The organism is Kitasatospora sp. NPDC091257, from assembly GCF_044757675.1.
GTDB lineage: Bacteria > Actinomycetota > Actinomycetes > Streptomycetales > Streptomycetaceae > Kitasatospora > Kitasatospora lactacystinica.
In genome coordinates, this window is sequence record NZ_JBIVVI010001741.1 from 1 (window position 1) to 1,327 (window position 1,327).

General features: G+C 75.5%; 1 protein-coding gene. It reads right to left on the reverse strand.

The window, feature by feature from the left end:
* A partial coding sequence (locus tag ACIQOV_RS41690) for an alpha/beta hydrolase (RefSeq protein ID WP_401056390.1) occupies positions 1-1,236 on the reverse strand: 1,236 nt, incomplete at its 3' end.
* Between the last annotated feature and the right edge of the window lie 91 nt (positions 1,237-1,327).

The window sequence follows — 1,327 nt, forward strand, 5'->3', positions numbered from 1 at the left end:
GGCGACGAAGTCGTCCCGACCGGCCGGGCCGGGGTTGGCCCGGACCACGTCCTGGTAGCGGCCGAGCGAGATCGCCGCGAAGTTGCGCAGGCTGTCGGTGCCCTCGGTGAAGTAGCCGTTGTGGCCGGCCGCGCGGGCCGAGGAGATCTGCTCGGAGCCGAAGCCGCTCGCCGCCGGGTCGGCACCGTGGCCGAGTCCGCCGACCTCCAGGAACGGCACGTTGCCGATCCAGTCGCTGGGGTTGCGGGTGGCCCAGACGTGCACGCCGGCGCCCAGTTCGGTGGTGCTCTGCACGCCCATGCCGGGGCTGCCGAAGACCACCAGGTCGGTGATGCCGGAGGTGTCGGACGGCGAGGCCGCCGCGCGCGGGATCTCCGGGGCGGCGGTGCCGCAGACCACCGAGCCGTACGAGTGGCAGAGCAGCGACGGCGGCGCATCCGGCCGGGTGGTCTCCTTCAGCCCGGAGAGCAACCGCTCCAGCCGGGGGGCGGCGACGTCGGCGAGCCGGGAGGTGGCGGCGTCCGGGCCGAGGCCGGAGGGGGTGACGTAGCCGGTCCAGGAGATCACGGCGGTCCGGGTGTTCGGCGCCTGGCGCCGTTCCTCGGCGTAGAGGGCGCGGGCCATGCCGGCCGGGGAGCGCAGCGGCTCGGCGGCCTGGTCGTGGTGGCCGAGGTCGGCGTCCGAGCCGGGGACGAGCACGGAGATCCGCTCGGCGTCGGCGAGGTCGCCCCACACCTCACTGACCAGGCCGCGGCCGCGCGGGTCGAAGGCCAGGACCTGCCGGTCGGGGGCGAGCAGGTGCTCGACGTCGTTGGCGCGGGAGACGGCCAGCGCGCGGGTGTCGGAGTCCAGTTCGCGGTCGGCGGCGCGGGCCAGGGCCCGGTCGCGCTCGGCGGCCAGGGCGATCCTGTTGGCGCGGTAGCGCAGGTCCAGCGGGGCGCCGTCGTAGTTGCCGACGACCAGCGGGTACTGCTGGATCAGCCGGTCCAGTTCGGTGGGCGCGAGTGAGGCGAAGAACGCCGCGGCGGCGGCCGGGGCGGTGGTGGCCGGGTCGGGCAGGGAGTGGCCGAAGGAGTGGTCCTGGACCCAGGCGGCGCTGCCGGCCGGAGGCGTGGAGATCGCCAGCTGTTCGGAGGAGACCGCGGCCGCGGCGGCGGCGCCTCCGGCGTCGGCGAGCACCGCGCAGCCGGCGAACGCCCCGATCAGTACCCGCTTCCAGCGCCGACGGTTGCGCACCGCACCAACTCCCTTGGGGCCCGTCACCGTTTCGCGGGCGGTGCCCGGAGGGTGCGATAGCTCTGCTGACTTCCCTGCGCAAGCCTAGGGG